At 65.0% G+C, this 23,544-nt stretch carries 28 protein-coding genes, 2 tRNA genes and 1 pseudogene; 6 read left to right on the forward strand and 25 right to left on the reverse strand.

The genetic code is table 11. The features are described from left to right. The first annotated feature begins 221 nt into the window (after positions 1 to 221). Complete coding sequence (locus ACVWZ4_RS08815) at positions 222 to 689, forward strand: hypothetical protein (protein ID WP_456701011.1); 468 nt, start codon at positions 222 to 224, stop codon at positions 687 to 689. A gap of 40 nt (positions 690 to 729) precedes the next feature. Here the strand turns inward: ACVWZ4_RS08815 and ACVWZ4_RS08820 are convergent, their stop codons facing one another. From ACVWZ4_RS08820 to ACVWZ4_RS08880, 13 genes are all read right to left on the reverse strand, one after another. Next, positions 730 to 1,053 (reverse strand): Arm DNA-binding domain-containing protein, encoded by a 324-nt coding sequence (locus ACVWZ4_RS08820; protein WP_456740112.1) that lies wholly within the window; start codon positions 1,051 to 1,053, stop codon positions 730 to 732. A 100-nt stretch (positions 1,054 to 1,153) separates the two neighbouring features. Then, positions 1,154 to 1,229: transfer RNA gene (locus tag ACVWZ4_RS08825), tRNA-Phe, on the reverse strand. 163 nt (positions 1,230 to 1,392) lie between these two features. Further along, positions 1,393 to 1,575: a DNA gyrase inhibitor YacG gene (yacG, locus tag ACVWZ4_RS08830; protein ID WP_456701000.1), complete on the reverse strand. Its 183-nt coding sequence runs from the start codon at positions 1,573 to 1,575 to the stop codon at positions 1,393 to 1,395. A 116-nt stretch (positions 1,576 to 1,691) separates the two neighbouring features. After that, positions 1,692 to 2,321 (reverse strand): Maf-like protein, encoded by a 630-nt coding sequence (locus ACVWZ4_RS08835; protein WP_028151428.1) that lies wholly within the window; start codon positions 2,319 to 2,321, stop codon positions 1,692 to 1,694. Positions 2,322 to 2,478: 157 nt separating this feature from the next. Then, positions 2,479 to 2,946, reverse strand: coding sequence for an arsenate-mycothiol transferase ArsC (locus tag ACVWZ4_RS08840; protein WP_456700999.1), 468 nt, complete (start codon positions 2,944 to 2,946; stop codon positions 2,479 to 2,481). 6 nt (positions 2,947 to 2,952) lie between these two features. Then, complete coding sequence (locus tag ACVWZ4_RS08845) at positions 2,953 to 3,450, reverse strand: UPF0262 family protein (RefSeq protein ID WP_456700998.1); 498 nt, start codon at positions 3,448 to 3,450, stop codon at positions 2,953 to 2,955. Then, entirely contained in the window at positions 3,447 to 4,742 is a 1,296-nt protein-coding gene (hisD, locus tag ACVWZ4_RS08850; protein WP_456740113.1) for a histidinol dehydrogenase, read from the reverse strand. Before hisD ends, ACVWZ4_RS08845 begins: the two co-directional genes overlap by 4 nt. A gap of 144 nt (positions 4,743 to 4,886) precedes the next feature. Then, positions 4,887 to 5,336, reverse strand: coding sequence for a DUF2948 family protein (locus ACVWZ4_RS08855; protein ID WP_456700996.1), 450 nt, complete (start codon positions 5,334 to 5,336; stop codon positions 4,887 to 4,889). Positions 5,337 to 5,628: 292 nt separating this feature from the next. Beyond that, positions 5,629 to 6,453, reverse strand: a complete 825-nt coding sequence (locus tag ACVWZ4_RS08860; RefSeq protein WP_456736411.1) for an alpha/beta fold hydrolase — start codon at positions 6,451 to 6,453, stop codon at positions 5,629 to 5,631. A 26-nt stretch (positions 6,454 to 6,479) separates the two neighbouring features. Further along, positions 6,480 to 6,989, reverse strand: a complete 510-nt coding sequence (locus tag ACVWZ4_RS08865; RefSeq protein ID WP_456740114.1) for a hypothetical protein — start codon at positions 6,987 to 6,989, stop codon at positions 6,480 to 6,482. A gap of 189 nt (positions 6,990 to 7,178) precedes the next feature. Beyond that, positions 7,179 to 7,487 (reverse strand): EthD family reductase, encoded by a 309-nt coding sequence (locus ACVWZ4_RS08870; protein WP_456700993.1) that lies wholly within the window; start codon positions 7,485 to 7,487, stop codon positions 7,179 to 7,181. A 118-nt stretch (positions 7,488 to 7,605) separates the two neighbouring features. Then, complete coding sequence (locus tag ACVWZ4_RS08875; protein ID WP_456742194.1) at positions 7,606 to 9,312, reverse strand: FAD-dependent oxidoreductase; 1,707 nt, start codon at positions 9,310 to 9,312, stop codon at positions 7,606 to 7,608. A gap of 26 nt (positions 9,313 to 9,338) precedes the next feature. Then, complete coding sequence (locus tag ACVWZ4_RS08880; RefSeq protein ID WP_456740115.1) at positions 9,339 to 9,527, reverse strand: hypothetical protein; 189 nt, start codon at positions 9,525 to 9,527, stop codon at positions 9,339 to 9,341. Positions 9,528 to 9,845: 318 nt separating this feature from the next. Here ACVWZ4_RS08880 and ACVWZ4_RS08885 point away from each other — a divergent pair. After that, positions 9,846 to 9,920: transfer RNA gene (locus tag ACVWZ4_RS08885), tRNA-Thr, on the forward strand. Between the two features lie 1,031 nt (positions 9,921 to 10,951). Here the strand turns inward: ACVWZ4_RS08885 and ACVWZ4_RS08890 are convergent. Next, a complete protein-coding gene (locus tag ACVWZ4_RS08890; RefSeq protein WP_456740116.1) occupies positions 10,952 to 11,260 on the reverse strand; it encodes a DUF3551 domain-containing protein in 309 nt (102 codons plus the stop codon). Positions 11,261 to 11,410: 150 nt separating this feature from the next. Here ACVWZ4_RS08890 and ACVWZ4_RS08895 point away from each other — a divergent pair, with 150 nt between their 5' ends. Next, complete coding sequence (locus ACVWZ4_RS08895; protein WP_456742318.1) at positions 11,411 to 11,734, forward strand: hypothetical protein; 324 nt, start codon at positions 11,411 to 11,413, stop codon at positions 11,732 to 11,734. A 78-nt stretch (positions 11,735 to 11,812) separates the two neighbouring features. Here ACVWZ4_RS08895 and ACVWZ4_RS08900 read toward each other — a convergent pair. Beyond that, positions 11,813 to 12,114: pseudogene (locus tag ACVWZ4_RS08900) on the reverse strand (cyclic nucleotide-binding domain-containing protein); the annotation flags it as partial. A 111-nt stretch (positions 12,115 to 12,225) separates the two neighbouring features. Between ACVWZ4_RS08900 and ACVWZ4_RS08905 the strand changes: the two are divergent. The 3 genes from ACVWZ4_RS08905 (at position 12,226) to ACVWZ4_RS08915 (ending at position 15,422) form a co-directional block, all read left to right on the forward strand. Further along, complete coding sequence (locus ACVWZ4_RS08905) at positions 12,226 to 13,233, forward strand: LLM class flavin-dependent oxidoreductase (protein WP_456736482.1); 1,008 nt, start codon at positions 12,226 to 12,228, stop codon at positions 13,231 to 13,233. A 106-nt stretch (positions 13,234 to 13,339) separates the two neighbouring features. Beyond that, on the forward strand, positions 13,340 to 14,635 hold the full coding sequence (locus tag ACVWZ4_RS08910; protein WP_456736483.1) for an O-acetylhomoserine aminocarboxypropyltransferase: 1,296 nt from the start codon (positions 13,340 to 13,342) through the stop codon (positions 14,633 to 14,635). A gap of 4 nt (positions 14,636 to 14,639) precedes the next feature. Further along, positions 14,640 to 15,422: an alpha/beta fold hydrolase gene (locus ACVWZ4_RS08915; protein WP_456740117.1), complete on the forward strand. Its 783-nt coding sequence runs from the start codon at positions 14,640 to 14,642 to the stop codon at positions 15,420 to 15,422. A gap of 8 nt (positions 15,423 to 15,430) precedes the next feature. Here ACVWZ4_RS08915 and ACVWZ4_RS08920 read toward each other — a convergent pair whose 3' ends face one another. The 10 genes from ACVWZ4_RS08920 to phnH all read right to left on the reverse strand — a co-directional run bounded on the left by ACVWZ4_RS08920 (position 15,431) and on the right by phnH (position 23,542). Further along, positions 15,431 to 16,384, reverse strand: coding sequence for an aliphatic sulfonate ABC transporter substrate-binding protein (locus ACVWZ4_RS08920; RefSeq protein WP_456736484.1), 954 nt, complete (start codon positions 16,382 to 16,384; stop codon positions 15,431 to 15,433). A 12-nt stretch (positions 16,385 to 16,396) separates the two neighbouring features. After that, a complete protein-coding gene (locus ACVWZ4_RS08925; protein ID WP_456740118.1) occupies positions 16,397 to 16,630 on the reverse strand; it encodes a hypothetical protein in 234 nt (77 codons plus the stop codon). A gap of 373 nt (positions 16,631 to 17,003) precedes the next feature. Next, positions 17,004 to 17,615 carry a pyridoxamine 5'-phosphate oxidase family protein gene (locus ACVWZ4_RS08930; RefSeq protein ID WP_456740119.1) on the reverse strand — a complete coding sequence of 204 codons (612 nt, stop codon included), beginning with the start codon at positions 17,613 to 17,615 and terminating at the stop codon, positions 17,004 to 17,006. Between the two features lie 26 nt (positions 17,616 to 17,641). Next, positions 17,642 to 18,238: a phosphonate metabolism protein/1,5-bisphosphokinase (PRPP-forming) PhnN gene (gene phnN, locus ACVWZ4_RS08935; RefSeq protein ID WP_456740120.1), complete on the reverse strand. Its 597-nt coding sequence runs from the start codon at positions 18,236 to 18,238 to the stop codon at positions 17,642 to 17,644. Further along, complete coding sequence (locus tag ACVWZ4_RS08940) at positions 18,235 to 19,392, reverse strand: alpha-D-ribose 1-methylphosphonate 5-triphosphate diphosphatase (protein ID WP_456740121.1); 1,158 nt, start codon at positions 19,390 to 19,392, stop codon at positions 18,235 to 18,237. Before ACVWZ4_RS08940 ends, phnN begins: the two co-directional genes overlap by 4 nt. A gap of 5 nt (positions 19,393 to 19,397) precedes the next feature. Further along, positions 19,398 to 20,096: a phosphonate C-P lyase system protein PhnL gene (gene phnL, locus ACVWZ4_RS08945; RefSeq protein ID WP_456740122.1), complete on the reverse strand. Its 699-nt coding sequence runs from the start codon at positions 20,094 to 20,096 to the stop codon at positions 19,398 to 19,400. 22 nt (positions 20,097 to 20,118) lie between these two features. Beyond that, positions 20,119 to 20,916 carry a phosphonate C-P lyase system protein PhnK gene (gene phnK / locus ACVWZ4_RS08950; protein WP_456740123.1) on the reverse strand — a complete coding sequence of 266 codons (798 nt, stop codon included), beginning with the start codon at positions 20,914 to 20,916 and terminating at the stop codon, positions 20,119 to 20,121. Beyond that, positions 20,909 to 21,817, reverse strand: coding sequence for an alpha-D-ribose 1-methylphosphonate 5-phosphate C-P-lyase PhnJ (locus ACVWZ4_RS08955; protein ID WP_456740124.1), 909 nt, complete (start codon positions 21,815 to 21,817; stop codon positions 20,909 to 20,911). Before ACVWZ4_RS08955 ends, phnK begins: the two co-directional genes overlap by 8 nt. Next, entirely contained in the window at positions 21,814 to 22,929 is a 1,116-nt protein-coding gene (locus tag ACVWZ4_RS08960) for a carbon-phosphorus lyase complex subunit PhnI (RefSeq protein ID WP_456740125.1), read from the reverse strand. Before ACVWZ4_RS08960 ends, ACVWZ4_RS08955 begins: the two co-directional genes overlap by 4 nt. 4 nt (positions 22,930 to 22,933) lie before the next feature. Beyond that, positions 22,934 to 23,542 carry a phosphonate C-P lyase system protein PhnH gene (gene phnH / locus ACVWZ4_RS08965; RefSeq protein WP_456700978.1) on the reverse strand — a complete coding sequence of 203 codons (609 nt, stop codon included), beginning with the start codon at positions 23,540 to 23,542 and terminating at the stop codon, positions 22,934 to 22,936. Positions 23,543 to 23,544 lie beyond the last annotated feature (2 nt).

The following is a 23,544-nucleotide window of genomic DNA, read 5'->3' on the forward strand; positions in this document are numbered from 1 at the left end:
GTTGGCCCCTTTCCGCCAAGAAGCCATTCGCCGTGTCCTGAACCAGGTCCCGTCTGCGCGCAGGAACCAGCTCGAGGCGGCCTATCAGAATTTGCTGGAGCATCATCGCCGGCGTTAACCCTGTCGGCAAATGATCCGCGCGCGGCACGTCCGCTGCCGACAGATCGCCTCATTGGAGCGGAGACTTTTTCAACAGCACTAACCTTGGTTAGAGGCGCATCATGCTGAGACCGAGCTTCCTGGGTCTCCTCATCGTATTGGGTGTAGGAGTCCTGTCAGTCATCGAACTGCGAGCTCCCCCGCGCGGCACGGTCGCGATCGTCCAGTCGCCTGTCGCACCAGAGGCTGGCTCATCTGCCTCGCCTGACACACTGGCCAAAGGCGATCGCCTCGACGTCGCCCCGGTGAGCAGCGTGACACCGATCCAGGTTGCTTTGGCCGAAGCGCCTATTGCTCCCCCGAACGATGCCCGTATCCCTTCGCCCGAGCCTTCAAGGCCGATCGCCCACCAACGTCACAGTTCGAAGACGGCCGCGGGCGCCGCACGTTCCAAACCAAAGAAAGTAACCGTCATCAAGCAAACTGCCATTGCCGACCGTTCAAAGCTCGCCAGCGAGACCGTGTCCTGTAGGCTCGCGGCGTTTGGCGGCTTGCGCAAGGCGCTGAATTTATCCGGCTGCGAAATCTGAGAGGTGCGGGCTCACGCTTTACCGTGTCCAGGACTGCGCTTCAGAACCCAACGTGGGCAGCCACGTCCCGAAAGCTGTTGCCGCCCGCCACGCGCGCGATCTTTTCGAGCCGGCGCGCCAGGCTCGGGTCTTGGCCCGCCGCGAGCTGTTTGCGGGCGGCCTCGCGCCGCTCGCGCGCCTCGGCCAGCGTCACGGCTGGGTAGGCCGCGAGCGCGATCTGCTTCTGCCTGCCCTCAAAGCGGTATGCGAAACGCCAGAGCCGGCTGCCATTCTTGCAGACCAGCACATAGAGCCCGTCGAAGTCGGTGAGCTTGTAGTCGCGCTCCGCGGTCTTGGCATCGCGAATGCGGGTGTCGTTCAACATGGTATCCTCGCTGGCAGCGCCGAACAAAAGCGGGCTCGGTGCCAGCGAATTTTCAGAAAAGACGCCGACGAACGTCAGCGAACAGGTGCGAACACCGGTATGGTGCCCAGGGGCGGAATCGAACCACCGACACTGCGATTTTCAGTCGCATGCTCTACCAACTGAGCTACCTGGGCGTGCTCCACGAGAGGGGCCAAAGCCCATCGAGCGGGCGGTTTATAGTGGGCTCGCGGCGGCCTGTCTACCCACGCTGCGCGGTCGGCTTCGAAGCAGCCGGCCCGGCTGTGCACAAGCTGGGGCGGCCTGCCGGACATTCGGACAAGACGTTGATATCACTTGTTATTCGACGTCATCGACCTCATCGTCCCGACCGGGGATGACGTAGGAGCCTTTCAGCCAGCGATTCAGATCGACGTCGCGGCAGCGCGACGAGCAGAACGGACGGGTGGCCTGCACCTGCGGCTTGCCGCAGATCGGGCAGGATTTGAGCGGGCCGGAGGGCTTTTTGGCTTGGTCGTTCATGATGGCGGCAGTCTACACGAGCTGACGAGGCTCAAGCGCCTCTCGGCAAACGGGTTCCTCCGGAACAGGCGCATGCGCCTCGCCGGCCGGCGCTACTGTGCATGGGGTTGTTTTCGTCAGATCGCGGTGGCGTTGAGCCAGCCGAAGCGAATCGGAAAGCCTTCGCCGCCGAGCAGCGTCGTGGTCTCGTACAGCGGCAGGCCGACGACGTTGCTGTAGGACCCCACCATCTTCACCACGAACGAGCCGGCGATACCCTGCACGGCATAGCCGCCGGCTTTGCCGCGCCATTCGCCGGAGCCGATATAGGCCTGGATGTCGTCCTCCGAGAGGCGCTTGAAGCGGACGCGGGTTTCGACCAGGCGCTGGCGGAACGCCTCGCGCGGCGTCACCAGGCAGATCGCGGTGTAGACGCGATGGTTGCGGCCCGACAGCAGCCGCAGGCACTGCGCGGCCTCGTCCACCAGATTGGCCTTGGGCAGGATGCGGCGGCCGACCGCGACCACCGTGTCGGCCGAGAGAATGAAGGCGCCGCGCAGTTCGTCGTCCAGCTGCACCGATTTGAGCGCCGCATCGGCCTTGGCCCGCGCCAGGCGGTTGGCGCAGGCGCGCGGCAGTTCGCCCCGCTTCGGCGTCTCGTCGACATCGGCCGGCCGGAGCGCGTCGGGCTCGATGCCGGCCTGGTTGAGCAGCGACAGGCGCCGCGGCGAACCGGAGGCAAGAACGAATTTGGGGCGGCCTAGCATCAGGTGATTTTTGGGGACGAGGCAGGGGGTGAATTGCGCGCGGAACCTATCGGAAGGGGGCTGATTTCACAACCCGGGAACTCGGACTTTGCTGATTCGAGCGGCCCGACATGCGTGTGCCCGTCATCTATGACGCGGGTGTTACGGGCACCACCCACTACCCGCTCGCCGCGCCCACCTTCGCGAACCGCCGGCGGATGCGCATCAAAAGCTGGTCGCAGACCTCGCGATAGGCGGCGAGCTTCTGGTCGCGGCTGCCCTCCATCGTGGTCGGATCGTGCGTCGGCCAATATTCGACATCGGCAGCCAGCGTCCGCGTCAGCTCCAGCGCCTTGTGGTGCGCCTCCGGCGAGAGCGTGATGATGAGGTCGAAGTTCAGGCCCTCCCAATCCTCGAGTTCCTCGAAGCTCTGCGGCTTGTGGCCGGAGATGTCTTGGCCGAGCTCGGCCATCACGGCGATCGCGAACGGATCGAGCTCGCCTTTTCTCGCACCGGCCGATTTCACGTAGAGGCCTTGCGGAAACATGTGCTGGAGCAGGCTCGCGGCCATCGGAGAGCGCACGCTGTTCATCGCGCAGGCGAACAGCACCGATTGTGGATCGCGTGCGCGTGGGGGCGCAGCCATCCGCGCCTAGCCCTTCCAATGAAGGACGGTGATGAGCGTGAATAGCCGGCGCGAGGTCTCGAAATCGACCCGCACCTTGCCCTTCAGCCGCTCCTGCAGCGTGCGCGATCCCTCGTCGTGGATGCCGCGGCGGCCCATGTCGATGGCCTCGATCTTATCAGGGCTCGCCGTGCGGATCGCCTGGTAATAGCTGTCGCAGATCATGAAATAGTCCTTCACGATCCGCCGGAACGGCGTCAGCGACAGCAGATGCGCGACAACGGGCGTGCCGTCCTCGCGGCGGATGTCGAACATCAGCCGGCTGCCGGTGATGCCGATATGCAGCGTGAACGGACCGTTGCCGTCGGCGCCTTCGGGCGCAAAGAAATTCTGCTCGATCAGATCGTAGATCGCGATCGCGCGCTCATGCTCGATGTCGGGCCCCGAACGGCCGATCGAGTCCTCGTCGAGGGTGACCGCGACGATGCGATTGGTCGAGTCGTCCTGTTCGGGCGGCTTTGTCATGACAGATTGAGGCGCAATCCAACCGAGCGCGAATGGGCATCCAGCCCCTCCGCTTGTCCGAGCGTCATCGCGGCAGGTCCCAGCGCACGCAGCTGGTCCGGGCCGCATTTCAGAATCGACGTGCGCTTCATGAAATCGGCGGCCCCCAGGCCTGAGGAAAATCGCGCCGAGCGCGCCGTCGGCAGCACATGGTTGGAGCCGCCAACATAATCGCCGATCGCCTCCGGCGTATGCGCCCCGAGGAAGACAGCGCCGGCGTTGCGGATTTTTGCGGCGAGCGCGTCGGGATCACTGGTCATGATCTCGAGATGTTCGGCGGCGATTGCATCGGCCAAGGGAACGGCATCGGCCAGGATCTTCACCATGATGATCGCGCCGAACTCGGCCCACGACTTGCCGGCGATCGCAGCGCGCGGCAGCGTCTTCAGCTGCGCTTCGACCGCCTTCTCGACATCGGCGGCGAGTCGCGCCGAGTCGGTAATCAGGATCGATTGCGCGCTGGCATCGTGCTCGGCCTGCGCCAGCAAATCAGCGGCGATCCAGTCGGCGTTACCGGTGTCGTCGGCGATCACCAGCACCTCGGAGGGGCCAGCGATCATGTCGATGCCGACCTTACCGAACACCAGCCGCTTGGCGGCGGCGACATAGGCATTGCCGGGACCAACGATCTTGACGACCGGCGCGATCGTCGCAGTGCCGTAAGCCAGCGCGGCCACGGCCTGCGCACCGCCGACGCGGTAGATCTCGGTGACGCCGCCGAGATGCGCGGCGGCGAGCACCAGCGGGTTGAGCTTGCCGTCGGGCGAAGGCACCACCATCACGAGGCGCGACACGCCTGCGACCTTGGCCGGCACCGCATTCATCAGCACAGAGGACGGATACGCCGCCGTGCCGCCGGGCACGTAGAGGCCGGCGGATTCGATTGCGGTGTAGCGCCAGCCGAGCTCGACACCGAGCGGGTCAGTGAAGCGCTCGTCCTTCGGCAGCTGTCGACGATGATAGGTCTCGATGCGGTCGCGCGCGAGCTCGAGCGCATCCAGTGTTGCGGTATCGCAGGCCTTTGTCGCGGCTTCGATCTCGACGGCCGAGACGCGAAGACCGGATGCATCGAGCGTCAGCCGGTCGAACTTTTCCGTGGCCTCGAGCAGGGCGACATCGCCCCGCCTGGCCACGTCGTCGACGATCGCGCGCGCGGCGGCCTCGACATCGGCCGAGACCTCGCGCTTGGCAGCGAGGAACGCCTGGAATCGCTGGTCAAAATCGGCACTGCTGCGGTCGAGACGAACGGGCATTCTTGGGTTGGCTTCCGGCTGATCACTGGGGCGGATTGGCTCACCGGCCCCCCTGCTCAATGGCGCGGCAGGGCAGCTGCGTCAACCCTTGGCAGCTATCGTTCCGACGACGGGCCGAGCCGGTTCGGCTGGTATACAGCCGGCTCACCCATCCTGCTCGATCCCCGGCCCCGTTCCCAGGTCGTCCGCCCCGAGGTCGGTCAGCTCGCATTCCAGGCACTCGACGTCGAGCCTGATGGCGCCGCCCTGGGCGAATAGCAGGAGCGCGCTGCCGCCGGGCTCCTCGTCGCGGCCATCCTGGGGATGAAATTCGATGCCGACGAGGTCGAGGACCGCCTCGGGCGCGGCGAGATCGATGTTGCGCGATTTGCAGGCGAGCACGCGGTCGAAGCGAAGCGCCGAAACCAGCCGGCGCGGCTCGGCCTCGCCATCCAGCGTCTGCTCCCAGTCCAGCCGGCTCATGCCGACCACGAGGCGCTTCTCACCCTGCCGCCAGATGATATCCGACGGCTGGATGCGGGCGTCCTGCACATGGGTGGAGATCACGGCGAGATCGTCGGCATCGAGCGCGATCAATTTGAGCTGGGGAGACATCACCGACACTTCTCCTGCGGAGGCGGACCGGACACAACGCGCGGGGCTGCCGAAATTTCCTCGCAAACTGGCGGCCCCGCGGACCACGAACTAGAGCCTATTGGTATCCCTCATCTACAACACCTTCCCGGGATAGCCGACCCCGGCGACATGGATCGTGGCGAACCCCATCTGCTCCGTCGAGCTTAGGAGCCCCGCCGAGACCCGGCGCAGAACCGACCAGCGGCGAGGTCACGACATCGAGCGCCCGCGCCCCGGTCCTCTTTGAGCGGATGCCATGCGGCAGCGCGCCTCACGCCTTGAAGAACGCGAGCAGATCCGCGTTGATGGTTTCGGCTTCCGTGGTCGGCATGCCGTGTGGAAAGCCCTTGTAGGTTTTCAGCGTGCCGTTCTTGAGCAGCTTGGCCGACAGCGGCGCGGAATCGGCGTAGGGCACGACCTGATCGTCGTCACCATGCATCACCAGCACCGGCACGTTGATCTTCTTCAGATCCTCGGTGAAATCCGTCTGCGAGAACGCCACGATGCCGTCGTAATGCGCTTTCGCGCCGCCCATCATGCCCTGGCGCCACCAGTTCTGGATCACCGCTTCCGACGGTTTTGCACCGGGACGGTTGTAGCCGTAGAACGGGCCGGCGGCGATATCGCGGTAGAAGGCCGAGCGGCCTGCGGCGAGCGCAGCCTGAAAGCCGTCGAACACGCTCTTCGGCAGACCGCCGGGATTGGCTTCGGACTGCACCATCAGCGGCGGCACCGCGGAGATGATCGCCGCTTTCGCTACGCGCGACTCGCCGTGGCGCGCGATGTAGTGCACGACCTCGCCGCCGCCGGTGGAATGGCCGACATGGAGCGCTTCCATGAGGTCGAGATGCGCGGTCAGCGCGGCGAGATCGTCGGCGTAATGATCCATGTCGTGCCCGTCGCCCACCTGCGCCGAGCGGCCATGGCCACGCCGGTCATGGGCGATGACACGATAGCCGCGGGTGACGAAGAACATCATCTGCGCGTCCCAATCGTCCGACGACAGCGGCCAGCCATGGCTGAACACGATCGGCTGGCCCGAGCCCCAATCCTTGTAGAAAATCTCGACGCCGTCTTTGGTTGTGATGGTGGGCATTCAAGGACTCCTTCAGCGAGATGCGATCAGGCGAACGCCATCGGCCTGTAGCGGCGCCAGGCGCCGATGGTCACGAGCACGAAGAACATCAGCACGAGACCCTGCACCACGGCGAAGACCGGGCCTGACGGCGGCGCCGGTGGCACAGCCGGCGCGAGCGCGGCCAGCGCCGGTATCTTCAGGAACGACTGGATGACCAGGACGAAGACGTTGAAGTAGAGCGAGATCATCGCAGTCACGATGTAGACCGGCCGCCAGACGCCCCTGAGCTTCATGCCGTAGAGCGCGATGCACGCGATCGCGAGCAGCACCAGGGAGATGCCGGCGATGATGTAGGAGGGCAGCAGTTCCTTGAACGGAAACAGGAAACCGGTCGCATTGGTCAGGATGGTGAAGAGCAGGAAGATCGCGGTGAGGCCCGGCATCGACTTCGAGCCGAGCAGGCCGAACATCACGACGAGGCCGGCGGCGATACCGATCAGGCTGATGATGACGTGGAGCAGTGTGAAGGCGGGAAGGCTCAGCCCGAGGACCATGGCGTCTCTCCTACTCTCTGCATCGAGATCTGGAGATTGATATTACGCCCCTCATAGGATTACCATCTGCAATAGCATCACACAAGCGCGTGCAGCCATGCGTGTTCGTGCGAGTTGAAAACGCATGGCTGAATTTTTTGCACCGCTGTCACAAACGACGGCAGCTTTTGGCGAAAGCTGATCTCGGCTTCACACTTCCTTGGTGTCGAAGATCAAGAGGTCGGCACCGCCGCTGGCGAATTTCGGCACGTCGGCGCCGGTGGCCTTGCCTTCCGGGCTGCCGAATGCGGCCTGGATGTCAGCCACGCTATCGAAGGTGAGGATGGCCACGAGGTGGATCCCGGAAGGGCCAGCGGGGGAGCTGACGGGTCCCTTGCTGACGGCGTATTTCCTCAGGCCCGGAAGTTTCTTTGCGAGCGGAATGTGCGTCTCGGCATAGTACTTGTCGAAGGCGTCGACATCCTTGGGCGTTTTGTAGAGCACGACGATTTCAGCCATTTGTCCTCCCATATCAATCTTTGTATTCGCGCGATTGGTCACGGCGCGTCCATAGTCCGTGCGACACGGCAAGATGGCAAGTCGCATTCAAGTTGCCGTGCGCTCGTATCATTCGTGGCTAAAGCGCCGGTTTTGCGGCGTCCCCGAGATAGCCGTGCAGGGAGGCCACCACCTGCGCGCCCTCGCCAATGGCGCCGCCGACGCGCTTGACCGAGCCGGAGCGGACATCGCCGACGGCGTAGACGCCGGGGACTGACGTCTCGAGCGGCGCCACCAGCCGCCCCTGATTCAGATCGGACTGCGCGCCTGTCACGACAAACCCGCCGCGATCGAGCGCGACCCCGCAGCCATCGAGCCAGCCGGTGGCGGGCTCGGCGCCGACGAACAGGAAGAGATTCTTGACGTCGACGGTTTCTTCGTCGTCAGACAAGCGGCTCTTCAAGCGGATGCGCCGCAGCAGCGAAGCCTCGTCGCCTTCGAGCGCCGAAATCTCGGTGTTGAACAGCAGCTCGATGTTCGGCGTCGCTTCGATGCGCTCGATGAGATAGCGCGACATGCTGGCCCCGAGGCCGCCGCCGCGGACGATCATCAGGACGCGTTTGGCGTGACCCGAGAGGAACACCGCCGCCTGCCCGGCCGAATTGCCGGCGCCGACCAGCGCCACCTCCTCGCCGGCGCACAGTTTGGCTTCGACCGGGGAAGCCCAATACCACACACCGCGCCCCTCGAACTTGCCGAGGTTCTCGATGTCGGGCCGCCGATAGCGGGCGCCGCTTGCGACCACCACTGCGCGCGACCGCAAGGGTTCGCTGCCGTCGAGCGCAACGGCAAACGCGCCGTCCTTGCGCGAGCAGTCGAGCGACTTCACCGTGACGGGAATCATGATGTCGGCGCCGAACTTTTGCGCCTGGTTGAACGCGCGCGCCGTGAGGGCCAGGCCGGAAATGCCGGTCGGAAAGCCCAGATAATTTTCGATGCGCGCGCTGGCGCCGGCCTGGCCGCCGAACGCTCTGATATCGAGCACGGCGACCGAGAGCCCTTCGGAGGCAGCATACACGGCGGTCGCAAGCCCGGCCGGTCCGCAGCCGACGATCGCGACGTCATAGATGCGATCATTGCGCGGCCCGCCGATCATGCCGATCGCGCGCGCAAGCTCGGTCTCCCCAGGATTGCGCAGCACCGCGCCGTCGGGCGTGACGACCAGCGGCCAATCTTCGGACTTGGGCGAATAGCGCGCGATCATCTCGGCGGCATCGCGGTCGCGCTCGGGATCGAGCAGATGATGCGGCTGGCCGTTGCGGGTGAGGAAACCCTGCAAGCGCACCACGCCGGCCGAATGCAACGGGCCGATCAACACGACTCCGCCGACGCCGGCCTGAAGCAGATTGACCCGGCGAAGGATCAGGGCGCGCATGATGCGCTCGCCGAGTTCGGCCTCGGCAACCAGTAGCGCGCGCAGGCGCTCCGGCGGCAATAGCAACGTCTCGACATCGCCTTCGGCGCGGCCGTCGACCAGCGCCGGACGACCCGAGAGTTGGCCGAGCTCGGCCAGGAATTGCCCCGGCCCCTGGTCGATCAAGGGCGTGACATGTCCGAGCCCGTCGCGCTGGGTGATGGCGACGTGACCCCTGAGCACGACGAACATGCCCGGCCCCGGCTTGCCGGTCTCGAACAACAGCTCACCGTCTTCATAAGTGCGGAGCTCGCCGAAATTCCTGATGCGCTCGATCTCGGCCGGCGTCAGCGCCGGGAAGGTCTGCTCGGGGCGTGTGAAACGCGACATCATCGCGCTTCTATCGGTTTGATCCTGCTCGTTCTGCCCCATGGCCTGTCCATCCATTCCAAGAAATTCTATGTCCCGGCCTTGCCGACGGTCCCCTCAGTCGAGGAGCCATCGTCGTCCTGCGAGGGGTCGGCGGTCGCGGCGCGTTCGCGCGCCTGGGCCTTGCGTCGCTTCAAATTTTCCCGCAACGCCGATTTCAGGCGGTCGTCCCGCGCCCCCCTCGCCTGTCTTGCGCTCTTGTCGATCTGGTCAGCCATCACGGATTCCTACAACGGTCCGCGATACCTTGCCCAGGGATTGCGGCAGCTCAAGAGGCCGGCGCGGTCCGGGGTGGTTGCGAAACCCAAAATGGCGCGAATCCGGCGCGACGGCCAACTGGCCAGTTGGTCGGGGGAAGCGGAACAAAAATCGCCGGAAAGTCGGGCGTTTCGAGCCCCAAACGGCCGTATAATCCCCGATATTGCCCCGATTTCTCGTTTTGACCGTCCTTGCAAGCTTGCACAGCGGGGAGGCCTGTGGCAGATATCGGCCCGCTTGGAAGGCCCCCGTGGCGGGCCGATTCTTATCCCAGCATTGCTGCCGTAGCTCAGTGGTAGAGCACTCCATTGGTAATGGAGAGGTCGACAGTTCAATCCTGTCTGGCAGCACCATTTCATCTTCTGGAAATACGCACGGATCGGCATTCTCGCGGCACTGAACGCCCGAGTTTTGCACGTCTCAATTGCCCTCCTGCGGACACAAGGGCGCAGGGAAGACCAGGTGCCGACGGGCACCCGCGGTCCGCTGCGCGACAATGTAGCGCAAGGAAACCGCACAGCAGCATACAGGTGACGCCGAACACTCGGCCTTCCCTGCGCGATGGTCGGACGGCTTATGCCGTGCTCTCCCCGGCGACGAATTCTTGTTGTCACCGTCGCCTCACGGAATTCACCGGCACCGCGCCGGTTGACGCCAGTGCCGCCTCCGCAAGTGCTTGACCGTAGCGACGACGGCCAGGACCACACGGTTTTACCGTACGCATCAGCGCCGTTCGTACGACACGGCTTGCGCTGGGCTCACGGGCTTCGGCTCAATCCTCTGCCCGCCCTGCCCTCACATCCGCGCCGGCGCTGCCGCGTCCACCGCTTCCCCAACCCACAATCGTGACGACGTACGATCGCCCCTCTCCATCGGGCCGGGATGCAGGAAGAATGTCGCAATTCCGAATTTCGGTAAAGTGGAATATTTTTGTGAGAGAGGGTTGACGGGGTTTGGCGGGAGCTGGGTGTTTTGCCCGACGGGTCGGCATTGGCGCGGCGCAGGTAAGGTTAATTCTTCCTTTCGATTGTCGGTAAAATTTTATCCATTATCGTGCCGGTCGTGCATTGACGAACCAGAGGCTCCGATAGTGATTGCGTTTTGCTTGATCGTGACTGGGATTGCGCTGCTTCTGTCCGGCCTGGTCGCCTTCGGCTTTCACAGAAATTCGCTGCACTCGCTGGCGCTGCTGTAGCGGGATCAGGCTTCTCTCGACGTCCTGCTCTCTCTGGCCAAGACCAGGGCACACGTCACTGCCTTACGAGAGATGGCGCCCGCTTCATCGAACGCGCAGACCTTGTGCGGAGGTGCGCCAAGGTCAGCCAAACGCCCCATCGCGAACCTTGGCCGGCCGGTGCGCCCTGCGTGTGCCTGCGCGCTGCGATCAGCGCGGCCGGCGCGGGGGCGGAGGCGGCTGCCTGAACCTCACACGCGGGTTGATGTCGCAATAGAGATTCCATCGCCCGTATGCCGAGGCCAGGCACTGTTCCCGGGTCTCATACATGCAATCGCCGGAAGCGCCGAGCTCACCGCCAAAGACGCACCAGGGATAGTCACGCTCGGCGTGTGCTGCGGGAGCCAGCCCGGCCATCATGACAACAACCAACAGGGCAACTCGCATTGCGATCCTCCATGATGTCAGCCGAGCGGCGCCGGAAAGCTGGAGCCTGAAGGGTCGCCGGTCGCCTGACATGACTTACGAATTGTCGCACCCGACGGCAAGCACCAATCCGTCGTGACGCGAGATCGTTCCTAACGGCTTGCGAAAGCTCCTCTCAGCAGTTCTTTAGGAACGTCAGCAGGCAGCTTCGGTTGACGGCCACAACCTCAATGGAGCTGAAAAATGCGGAAGACAATTTTTTCGATGGCCATGTGCGCGTTGCTTGCCGGTGCGTCGATCGGTTTCGCCCACGCGCAGTCGGGCGGCGCCGGCGGTGCGGGCAGTGCGGGCGCCGGCGCTGGAACAGGCGGTGCCGGCGTGGGAGCTGGCGCAGCCGGCTCTGCAGGCAGCAACGGAACGGGCGGCACGACCGGCATGGGGGCTGGCGGCAGCAATGCGGCATCCGGCACCGGCGCAGCCGGCCAGGGCGCAAGCAGCAGCGGCCTAGGCGGCCCCCAGACTATTCGTCCCGGCGGGAGCAATGATCCCACCCGTCGTCGACGCTGACATTCCCGCCACGTGAAGAAAGAGGCTGCCGAGTTCTGCCCGGCAGTCTCTTCGGCGTTTCCGCGCGGGCGATCGATCGTCGTCCCCTAGCTGGTGGCCCATGAAGCGGGCCTCGGCGCGGCGAAGCCGCCGGCATGGCTCGCGATTGATGTTTTGCAGGACGATCACATAGGTGTGGATGTCGGCCTTGTCGCAGCCGCAGAGCTTCTGGGCCGTCAGTTCGTTCAGCAGGGTCGGGACTCCGCGACGATCGTGGCGGAGCGATTCTGCATTTCGATCAGCGTCATCTCGCCGAAGAAACCGCCAGGCTTCAGAACGGAAATCGGGATTGCGCTCCCCGCATTCGACCGCTTGCTCGCCGCCAGCCGAGCCGACTTGACCCCGACTTGACGATGAACATCGAAGCGTTTCTCTGCGCTAACATTTCCTGACCCGGTTCCTATATGTGAGGCCCCGGCGCGCCTCCCGCGCCTTCATCCGGTAGCTCCTTCATGATTCCCTTCTCCGTGCTCGACCTCGCGCCGATCAGGCAGGGCTCCGACGCCGCGCAGGCCTTCCGCAATTCGCTCGATCTTGCGCAGCATGCCGAACGTTGGGGCTTCAAACGGTTCTGGCTGGCCGAGCATCACAACATGACCGGCATTGCGAGCGCCGCGACCTCGGTGGTGATCGGGCATGTCGCGGGAGGCACCAAGACGATCCGCGTCGGCTCCGGCGGCGTGATGCTGCCGAACCATTCGCCGCTCGTGATCGCCGAGCAGTTCGGCACGCTGGAATCGCTCTATCCCGGCCGGATCGACCTTGGCCTCGGACGTGCGCCGGGCACCGACCAGCTCACTGCGCGGGCGATGCGGCGCGACCTCGCGACGGCCGCCGAGAACTTTCCCCATGACGTGCTGGAGTTGCAGGCCCTGCTCGGCGACGTCAAGCCGAACCAGACCATCCGCGCCGTGCCCGGCATGGGAACGAAGGTGCCGCTCTGGATCCTGGGCTCCAGCATGTTCGGCGCCCAGCTAGCGGCCATGCTCGGGCTGCCCTTTGCCTTTGCTTCCCACTTCGCGCCGCAGATGATGATGCCGGCGCTGCGCGAATATCGTGCGCGGTTCGAGCCCTCGGCGCAGCTCGACAAGCCGTATGCGATGGTCGGCGTCAACGTGTTCGCCGCCGACAGCGATGCCGAGGCGCAGCGCTTATTCACCTCGCTGCAGCAGCAGTTCATCAATCTGCGCCGCGGCACGCCCGGCCAGCTGCCGCCGCCGGTCGACGACATGGACGCGCTGTGGTCGCCGGCGGAGAAGGCCGGCGTCGCGCAGTCGCTGGCCTGCACCGCCGTCGGCTCGCCTGCTGTTGTCGAAGACAAGCTGAAGGCGCTGATCGCCGACACTGCGGCGGACGAGCTGATGACCACGGGCCAGATCTACGATCACGCCGCGCGTCTGCGATCGTTCGAGATCGCAGCCGAGGTGCGGGATCGGCTGGCGGTGCAGCCCGTGGTGTGAGCGCGATCGCGCCTGTCGCGATTAGGCGACCCTGTCAATGGGCTGACTTCCAGCGCCATTCTGTGGCACAAGGGCGACCTCCGCCGACCGACCAACGAGGCCACGCATGCCCGCGCCAAAACCGCCCGCCTTCGAGACCCTGAGCCTGCATGCGGGCCAGCATCCGGATCCCGCGACCGGCGCCCGCGCGGTGCCGATCTACCAGACCACGTCCTACGTGTTCCAGGATTCCGATCACGCCGCGGCGCTGTTCAACCTGGAGCGCGCCGGCCACATCTACACGCGCATCTCCAATCCGACCACCGGTGTGCTGGAGGAGCGGCTCGCGGCGCTCGAGGGCGGCGTCGGCGCAATCTGCACCGCGAGCGGCATGGCCGCGCTGCATCTGGCCATCGCGACGCTGCTCAACGCCGGCGACCACATCGTGGCGTCGAGTTCGCTCTATGGCGGCACCATCAACCTGCTGGCGCACACACTCCCGCGCTTCGGCATCACCACGAGCTTCGTGAAGCCGCGCGATCATGACGCGTTCCGGAAGGCGATCAAGCCGACCACGAAGCTGGTGATCGGCGAGACCATCGGCAATCCCGGGTTGGAAGTGCTCGACATCCCTGAGGTCGCCGCGATCGCGCATGAGGCGAAAATTCCGCTCTTGATCGACAACACCTTTGCCACGCCCTATCTGAGCCGGCCGATCGAGCTTGGCGCCGACATCGTCATGCATTCGGCGACCAAATGGATCGGCGGCCACGGCATCGCGATCGGCGGCGCCATCGTCGATGGCGGCCGCTTCGACTGGCGCATGTCGGGCAAGTTCGGCGTGCTCACCGAGCCCTATGGCGGCTATCACGGCATCGTCTTCGACGAGCAGTTCGGCACCGCGGCCTTCATCATGCGCGCACGCACCGAAGGCTTGCGCGATTTCGGCGCCTGCCTGTCGCCGACCAACGCGTTCCAGCTCTTGCAGGGCGTGGAGACGCTCGGCGTGCGCATGGATCGCCACATGCAGAACACACATCTTGTGCTGGACGCGCTGAAGTCGAACAAGGCCGTCGACTGGGTGCTGCATCCGTCGCTGGAGAACCATCCCGACCATCAGCTCGCAAAAACATTGCTGCCGCGCGGCGCGGGCTCGATCGTCTCCTTCGGTATCAAGGGCGGCCGGCCTGCAGGCCGCAAGTTCATCGAGTCCCTGCGCATGATCAGCCATCTCGCCAATGTCGGCGATGCCAAGACGCTGGTGATCCACCCGGCTTCCACCACGCATCAGCAGATGGACGCCGAGCAGCTCAAGGCCGCCGGCATCGGCGAAGAGCTGGTGCGGCTATCGGTCGGCATCGAGACGGCCAGCGACATCATCGACGATCTCGCGCAGGCGCTGCGCATATCGCAGAAGGTTTGACACGATGAAGCTCTCCGTCAACGGCACCGAGATATTTGTCGCAACCGGCGGCCGCGAGTTCGACAAATCGTTGACTACGGTCGTCTTCATCCATGGTGCCGGCTTCGATCATGCGACCTGGGCCCTGCATACGCGCTGGTTCGCCCATCACGGTTTTGGCGTGCTCGCACCTGATCTGCCGGGTCACGGCCGCTCCGCCGGACCATCGCTCACAAGCATCGCCGAGATGGCCGACTGGACCGCGGCGCTGCTCGATGCGTCCGGAGCTACGAAAGCGCATTTGATCGGCCATTCCATGGGATCGCTGATCTCGCTCGAGACCGCCGCGCGTCACCCCGACAAAGTCTCCGCGCTGAGCCTGATCGGCACGGCTGCAACCATGACTGTCGGCGCGGATCTGTTGAAGGCTGCCGAAGCCAACTCGCAGGACGCCAACGACATGGTCTCGATCTGGGGCCTCGGCTTTAGCGCCGAGCTCGGCGGCAGCCTCGCGCCCGGCCTGTGGATGCATGGCGGCGCACAGGCGGTGCTTCAGGCTTGCGAACCGGGCGTGCTGTTCAGGGATTTGTCGGCCTGCAATGCCTACGCGAATGCACTGACCGCGGCCGCGAGCGTCAAGGTGCCGACGACTGTGATCCTCGGCGAGCGGGACATGATGACACCCGTGAAGGCCGGCAAGGCTCTCGCGGCGGCGATCCCGCACGCCAAGACCGTCGTGGTGCCGGGCGCCGGCCATATGATTATGGCCGAGCGCCCGGATGAACTACTGGCGGCGCTCAGGGGCTAGCTCCCGACTCAGGAGCCCGGCGTCCACTTCCAGGCGATGTCGGAGACGTTGACCGGCTTCGGAATCAGGCCGAGCTTGGCAAAGCGGTCGGCGATGGCCTGCTGCGTCTTGATCACCTCGGCATCGAGCGGCACCACGTTGTAGGTGGATCGATTCACGAAGCGCCTGATGGCCTCGATCTCCACACCCGTTGCCTCCGCCTGCGCCTTCGCCACCTCCTCATGATGGGAATTCGCCCAGCCGCCTTCAGCCGCGAAGGTCGTGTTGAGCTTCGCGACCAGCGAGGGATATCGTTCGACGAAATCGGTGTTGGCGATGTAGAAGGCGTTCGGCTTGTGAACGTCCTTGTCGAAGACCAGAACGCGCGCATTCTCCTTCAATTCGGCGAGCGCGAGATACGGGTCCCAGATCGACCAGGCGTCGACCGAGCCCTTGACGAAGGCTGCTGTCGCGTCCGCCGGCGCGAGCGGCGCCGGAGTGATGTCGGACCAGGACAGGCCGGCCTTCTCGAGCGATGCGACCAGGAGATTATGCGCGCTCGATCCCTTGCCGAAGGCGACGCGCTTGCCTTTGAGATCGGCAATCGTCTTGATCGGTGAGTCCTTCGGCACGACGATGGCCTGATTGTCGCCTTCGGACTTCACGGCCGCGACATAACGGATCCTGGCGCCGCCGGCCTGCGCGAAGATCGGCGGGGTGTCGCCGACAAAGCCGAAATCGACGCTGCCGACATTGATCGCTTCCAGCAGGGGCGGACCGAACTGGAAGTCGATCCACTTGACCTCGATGCCGAGCGGCTTGAATGCGGTTTCGAGCGTCTGCCGTTGGCGCACAGCCGGGAAGAAGCCACCCTTCTGAGTGCCGATGCGGATCTCCGCCGGCTTGTCCTCCGCCCGCACGGGCACAGTGATAGCGGTGGTGAGCAGCAGCGCTGCGGCCAGGAGTTGTCGTCGTGCGATCATGTTGCGGTCCTTTCAGTTGGTGAGGGGTGAAGACTTCACGCGCCGGTTCCGCTCGGAGAACACGGCACGTGCAGCGCGCTCGGCCTCGCGTGCAGAGCGGAATTGACGGCCCTCGAGACTGGCGAACAGACGCTCGGAGGAAAAGAAGCGGAAGCCGCGCTCAGTGCGAGTGACGACGCCGGCGGCGCGATCGTGGATTTCGATGATGTAGGCGTTGGACTTGGCTTGCTGTTGGGCTTGGGACATGACTGCTCATTCGCCGAAGTCTCGGCGTTCCTGTCGTGGACATAGCGATATGGAAGGTTGCTAGAAGACCGTCAGCAACAACAACAGGCGCCTGATGCCGCCGAGAAACAGCGCCGCGTCACGCATTCATGCGTGTCGTTCTGATTGCGCTGCTGATCGGTTCTCATGTGGCGGCTTCGGCTCGAGGAGCAGTTTCGACGCTCCGAATATCGAGCGATCAGCGCCTTTGGTCAATGAAATGGCTATCCAAATTTTGCGGCGGGCGCGCTGAGGCGCTTCTCTCACTGCACGCACTGACAGGCGGATTCATCTCACGCGGGCTGCCTCTTCACCTCGCCCCGCCAGCGGGGCGAGGGGGACGAGAGAGCAGCGCTCACCACATCGTCGCGGCAGCGCGTTCCGGCCAGATGCGGTCATACTCCGCGCCGCCGACTTTGTTCTGGCTCATCTCGGCGAGGATTTGGCCCGGCGTCGGCAGCGTCTTCGGATCGATGCGCTTGTCGGGATTCCAGAGGTCGGAGCGGACGATGGCGCGGGCACACTGGAAGTAGATCTCGTCCACGCTCATCACCATGACGCTGCGCGGCGCCTTGCCCTCGACCCTGAACGAAGCGAGCAGATTCGGATCGACCGAGAGATGCGCGCGGCCGTTGGCACGGACCGCGTTGCCGGAGCCGGGGATCAGGAACATCAACGACACGCGGGGGTCGCGCACGATGTTGCGCAGCGAATCGACCCGGTTGTTGCCGCGGCGATCCGGCAGCATCAATGTCTTGGGATCGTGAATGCGGACAAAGCCGGGGAGATCGCCGCGCGGCGAGCAGTCGATGCCCTCGGGTCCGATCGTTGCCAGCGCCGCGAAAGGCGCCTTCTCGATGAAGATGCGGTAGAGTGGGGTGACGTGGTCGGCGACCTTGACGGTCGAGGCGTCATTGGTGGCGCCATAGATGGCTTCGAGTTCCTCGACCGTCTTGATCACCGTCATTCCGCTCTCTCCTGTTCTGCCGGCGATTAATCGTGCCAGCACTCATTCCTGATCACGCGCACAAGCTGACGACTGTGATAGTCCGCGCTGCCCGCGTTGAGGATGGTCAGATCGGCATTGGCCGAGGCATCGTCGACGCTGCGTGTGAGCCGATCGGCGATGTTGCCGTCGCTGTGACGCGCGCGCGCGGCAAGACGCCGCGCCAGCACGTCGGGCGGCGCCGTGATCGCGACCACGGCAACGTTGGCATAGGTCCGGCGCAGCGCGCGGATCACCGTGCGCGAGACGTTGACCACCACGGTGCGGCCCGCGCGGATGTCGTCATTGATCTCCCGCGGCAGCGCATAGGAATGCCCGTGTGCGTCCCAATGCACGGCGAAAACGCCGTGATCGCGCGCACGGGCGAAGTCGTCGGGGCTCACGGCGATGTTGTCCTCGTCGGCGGAGGATGCGCGCGTCACGACGCGGCGCGGGAAGACGACGTCGGGATCGTCGACACAGGCCGCCTGCGCGAGCCGCAGCAACGTGTCCTTGCCGGCGCCGCTCGGGCCGACGACGAGCACGAGCCGGCCGGGACCGATCGCGTCCGCCGCGCCCTGCGCCGTCGCGACGGTCTCGCTCATGCGACGCGGCCCCCTTCACGCCAGACGCTGCGTACCACGGGAACGCTACCGGCGACATGCACGCGGATCAGGTCCGCACGCTTGCCGATCGCGATCTCGCCCCGATCGGTGAGGCCAACCGCATCGGCGGGTGCCTTCGTCACGGTTCGAACGGCGGTCGGCAGGCTGATCGACGGCGCATGCTCGGGCAATTGCAGCGCGCCCAGCAGCAGACTGGACGGGATGTAGTCCGACGACAGGATGTCGAGCAGGCCCTCGCGGGCGAGATCGGCCGCGGCGATGTTGCCGGAATGCGAACCGCCGCGCACGACATTGGGCGCGCCCATCAGGATGTCGATGCCGGCATGGTGCAGGCCGCGCGCGGCCTCGATCGTGGTGGGGAACTCCGCCACCGCGACACCGTCACGCACGGCATCCTCAACGTTCTCCTCCGTGGTGTCGTCATGGCTCGCCAGCGGAATCCTGTACTGGTGCGCCAGCGCCACGATCTTGCGCATATTGGTCGCGGCATATTGCTTCTGGTACTCGAAGCGCCTGGCAAAGAGCTCGTCGAGCTCGGCGTCGGTCTTTCCGCCGTTCTTGCCACGGTAATAGTCGCGGAGCTTGCCTTCGTCGCGAAACTGGCGCTGGCCGGGCGTGTGATCCATCAGCGATATCAGCTTGACGTCAGGCCGGTCGATCAGCTCCCTGGCCTCTTCCACCACGCTCGGCATCGGGATTTCGCAGCGCAAATGCAGGAAGTGGTCGGCGCGCAGCAGATTGCCATCCCGCGCAGCCGTGATCGCGGCGGCGAGCACGCCGGCGCGGCCATCGACCTCCTCGGCGCCATCCTCGCGCCAGACCCGGAGCGAATCGAACACAGTGGTGATGCCCGAGGTCGCGAGCTGGCCGTCATAGGAGACGACAGCGGCGACCGGATTCCAGAACACCTTTGGACGCGGCACGTAATGCGCCTCGAGATGATCGGTGTGGAGCTCGATCAGACCCGGCATGATCAGGTCGCCGCCGGCATCCTCGGCTCCTGCGGGCGCCCTGCCCTCGCCGATTTCGGCGATGCGTCCGTCCGCGAGAGCAAGCCAGCCCTGCTCGATCACCCGGTCAGCCAGCACGATCCTGGCGTTGGCGATCACAATGTCCTTCGGCTTCATATCCATGTCCTTCAGGCCGCGGCGGCAAAGCTGGTGACGTCGACGATGCGGTCGGCGATCAAATGGCGGATTTCGTCGTCATGGACAATGGCGACCATGGCGACGCCCTGGCGTTTCTTCTCGGCGACCAGCTCGACCACGACGGCGCGGTTGGCGGCGTCCAGCGATGCGGTCGGCTCGTCCAGCAGCAGGATCGGCAGGTCCGGGATGAAGCCGCGCGCGATGTTGACGCGCTGCTGCTCGCCGCCGGAGAACGTCGCGGGCGGCAGCTGCCAAAGCCTCTCGGGAATGTTGAGGCGATGCAACAGCTCACCGGCGCGCGCTTGTGCATCGGCCCGGCTGCGGCCGTTGACGATCAGCGGCTCGGCGACGACGTCGATGGTCGCAACGCGCGGCACCGCGCGCAGGAACTGGCTGACATAGCCGATGGTGGTCCGACGAACGTTGAGGACCCGCCGCGGCTCGGCGGTGGCGAGATCGATGAGCGAGCCGCGATGGCGGATGCCGATATGGCCGGAATCACAGCGGTAATTGCCGAAGATCATCTTCAGGATCGAGGATTTGCCGGCGCCCGATGGACCTGAGAGCACCACGCATTCACCCCGTTGGACCTGGAAGGTCACGCCGCGCACGACAGGCAGTTCGATGCCGCCTTGCAGGTGCATCGTAAAGGTCTTTCTGGCGTCGGCGATATCGATCATGACGGTCATAGGCAGGCTCTTGTTCGAAGGCTCATGGCGGCAAAATCGAGGAGACGAGGAGCTGGGTGTAGGGCTCGCGCGGATCGTCCAGCACCTGGTCGGTCAGACCTGTTTCGATGACGCTGCCGCCCTTCATCACCATCACGCGATGCGACAACAGCCGCGCAACCGCGAGATCGTGGGTGACAATGACGACGGCGAGATGCAGTTCGGCGACGAGATTGCGCAAGAGATCGAGCAGGCGGGCCTGGACCGACACATCAAGTCCGCCGGTCGGCTCGTCCATGAACACCAGCCGCGGCCCGGTGACGAGGTTGCGCGCAATCTGGAGACGCTGGCGCATGCCGCCGGAATAGGTGCGCGGCGCATCGTCGATGCGCGCGACGTCGATCTCGACACGGGTCAGCCAGTCGGAGGCGGATTGGCGGATCCGGCCGTAGTGGTTCCAGCCCACGGCCATCAGCCGCTCGCCGACATTGGCGCCGGCCGAGACTGCCATGCGCAGGCCCTGCGCCGGATCCTGGTGCACAAAACCCCAATCGGTACGGAACAGCAGACGCCGCTCGGCCTCGCCAAGCGCGGCGAGATCGCGCGTGACGCCATCGCGCATGCGATAGGACACCTGCCCGCCGCTGGCGGCGAGCTGACCTGACAGCAGCTGCAGCAGCGTCGACTTCCCCGAACCGGATTCGCCGACGATCGCCAGCACCTCGCCGGGATAGAGCGAGAACGACACGTCGCGGCACGCGGCGATGCGGCCGTAGGATTTGCTGAGGCTATCGGCGGTCAGCAGCGGCTGATCAGCTTCGAGCGTATCGAAATCAGCCATTTGCTTTCCCTTGTGCTTTCCCCTGCGCCTTGTCCTTGTAGGGTGCAGCACTCAGGGCACCGTGATGGCCGGCGGCCTGCCGGCCCTCGCAATAGTCGGTGTCCGAGCAGACGAACATGCGGCTGCCCTTGTCGTCGGTGACGATCTCGTCGAGATAGGAACTTTCCGCGCCACATAGCGCACAGGGCGCGTTGAAGCGATAGGGCTCGAACGGGTGGTCCTCGAAATCGAGCGACACCACCTTCGTATAGGGCGGGATCGCGTAGATGCGCTTCTCGCGGCCGGCGCCGAACAATTGCAGCGCCGGGCAATTGTCCATCTTGGGATTGTCGAACTTCGGCGTCGGCGACGGGTCCATCACGTAGCGCGCATTCACCTTCACGGGATAGGCGTAGGCGGTCGCGATGTGACCGAAGCGGGCGATGTCCTCGTAGAGCTTCACATGCATCAACCCGTATTCGGCGAGCGCATGCATGCGCCGTGTCTCGGTCTCGCGCGGCTCGAGGAAGCGTAAGGGCTCCGGGATCGGCACCTGGTAGACCAGAACCTGGTTCGCAAGCAGCGACGCCTCGGGGATGCGATGGCGCGTCTGGATCACCGTCGCCTCTTCGGTCGAAGTCGTCGTCGCGACGCCGGCCGTCTTGGCGAAGAATTTTCGGATCGAGATCGCATTGGTGGTGTCGTCCGAGCCCTGGTCGATCACCTTCAGCACGTCCTGCGGTCCCAGGATCGCGGCCGTCACCTGCACGCCGCCGGTGCCCCAGCCATACGGCATCGGCATTTCGCGGCTGGCGAACGGCACCTGATAGCCGGGAATCGCGATCGCCTTGAGGATCGCACGGCGGATCATCCGCTTGGTCTGCTCGTCGAGATAGGCGAAATTGTAGGCGGGCGCGTTCATTCCGCGGCCTCCTTCATGGCATCGGCCGCATTGGCTTCGGCAGAAGCTTCGGCGAATTCCTTGCGCAGCTTGCGCAACAGGCCGAGCTCGGATTGGAAGTCGACATAATGCGGCAGCTTCAGATGCTCGACGAAACCGGTCGCCTGGACGTTGTCCGAATGCGACATGATGAATTCTTCATCTTGCGCCGGAGCTCCGACCTCTTCGCCGAGCTCGCGGGCACGCAGCGCGCGGTCGACCAGTGCCATCGACATGGTCTTGCGCTCGCTCTGGCCGAAGGCCAGGCCATAGCCGCGGGTGAAGCACGGCGCTTCGTTCGCCGAGCCCTTGAACTGGTTGACCATCTGGCACTCGGTCAGCTCGATCGAACCGAGCGGCACGGCGAAGCCGACGTCCTCTGCTGCGAATTCGACCTCGACCTCGCCGAAGCGGATCTCACCGGCAAAGGGATGGTTGCGGCCATAGCCACGCTGGGTGGAGTAGCCCATCGCCAGCAGAAAGCCTTCGTCCCCACGCGCGAGATTTTGCAGGCGCAGATCGCGGTCCGCCGGAAAGTTCAGCGGCTCGCGGGTGAGATCACCGACGCTGGCGCCGTCTTCGGCCTGCGGCGAAGTCTCGATCAGCCCGTCACGACCGAGAATGTCGGTCACGCGCGGCGTCGGCGCCGTCGAGGCCTCGGCCAGGGCCGGCGCTTCCGGCACGAAGCCGCCGGCGAGCGAGGGATCGAGCAGGCGATGCGTATAGTCGAAGGTGGGGCCGAGGATCTGACCGCCGGGAATATCCTTGAAGGTCGACGACACCCGCCGCTGCACCCTCATCGCGCCGGTGTCGACCGGTTCGCTGGCGCCGAAGCGCGGCAAGGTGGCGCGGAAGGCGCGAACCAGGAAGATCGCCTCGATCAGGTCGCCACGGGCCTGCTTGATCGCGAGCGCTGCGAGCTCGCGGTCATAGAGCGAACCTTCGCTCATGACGCGATCGACGGCGAGCCCAAGCTGCTCAGAGATCTGGTCGAGCGTGACTTCCGCAACGCTTTGGTCGCCGCGCCTGGCATTGGCGAGCAGGCGATGAGCGTTCTCGATGGCGCGTTCGCCACCCTTGACTGCGACATACATGCCTCTAGCCTCCCTTGCCCAGGACTCGCGTGGTGCGCGGGATCGCAGCCACGGCATCATCGGCGACCAGAAGCACGTCGATGCCACGCGGAAACAGGGTTTCGTTGCAACGAAGACGTTCGAACAGGTCGGGGGGCTTGATCGTGGCCTGAAGCGTCGCGGCACCGTCAATGCCGGGGCCACGCAGCTCGAAGCCCGGTCCTCGGTCCAGGCTTTCGACCTGGATGATCACCGTGGTCGAACGGTCAGGATATTCGTTGGTGCCGAGCGCGAAGCGCTCGAACGGGGGCAACGCACCGCCGTCACTGATCAGAGCGAACGCCGCGATGGAGGCATCCTGCACCACCGGCGCACCGCTGTGGAACTTCAGCCATTTCAGGACGTCGGGGCTTTCCGCCATCCGAGCATCGAGCCAGAGCGGCGTGTCATGATCGAACAGCGTCAGCGCGATCGCGGCGGTGCCACGCATCATCGTCTCAGGTGTTCCGGCCATCGGCAGGATGCGCTGGACCGAGCCCGGCCGCGCCATCGCATCCATGACCGAGCGAAAGGTCGATTGCGCCGACAAAACCTTGTCGGCGAACCCCGGCGGCAGTTCCGCAATCGTGGTCATGG

It is taken from the genome of Bradyrhizobium sp. USDA 4472 (assembly GCF_054058595.1).